Source organism: Campylobacter sp. 2018MI13 (assembly GCF_018501135.1).
Lineage (GTDB): Bacteria > Campylobacterota > Campylobacteria > Campylobacterales > Campylobacteraceae > Campylobacter_E.
Map to the genome: position 1 here is coordinate 1 of NZ_JAHCZC010000177.1, position 614 is coordinate 614.

The following is a 614-nucleotide window of genomic DNA, read 5'->3' on the forward strand; positions in this document are numbered from 1 at the left end:
AAGATATTTTGTGAATAAAAAAAGGGTGTTCAAAAATCATCATCAACACCATTTAGTATAGACCCCCATAATGATTAAAATCTTTGCTGTGATGGCAAGTATTTTTTTCTTATTCTGGGCTGTGCACCGAGATTTCACTCAAATTTTACGGACAAAGCGCCATTTTTGCTGATTTGTCCGTAAATGGCAGTCATTTTTCCAAATGCAACGCACTAAATCAGTGCGTCAAGTTCTCAGTCAAATTTACCGCCAGACTATTTTTTGTTATTTCCGTCATAACAAGCGATTGTCATGCATACGAAAAAGCCCTGATGATTTGCAATTATTTGCAAATCATCAGGGTTCCTGATTTGAGGCAGAGTTTTTCCCCATCCTCGGCAAATTTATCTTTATTTTTTTACGATGATGAAGCCGTCTTTTTCAACCTTGTCGTCTTTAACGTTTTGTCCGAGCAAGACTTCGCCAAAACAAGGCGCTTCAAGTTCTTTTTCGCCCAAGTTAAAGAAGCAATGCAGCTCAACTCCTTCAAAACTTCTGACGACTTCAAGACTGTTCGTTTCGTCACAAACGTTCCTGTATTCGACTTTTCCCTTCGACCAAACGTCTGAGTAATC

Annotated in this window: 1 protein-coding gene; it reads right to left on the reverse strand. The window is 38.8% G+C overall.

The genetic code is table 11. The features are described 5' to 3' along the window. Nucleotides 1–389 precede the first annotated feature (389 nt). The coding region (locus tag KJQ99_RS09520) for a hypothetical protein (protein ID WP_214150687.1) at nucleotides 390–614 on the reverse strand (225 nt) is incomplete at its 5' end.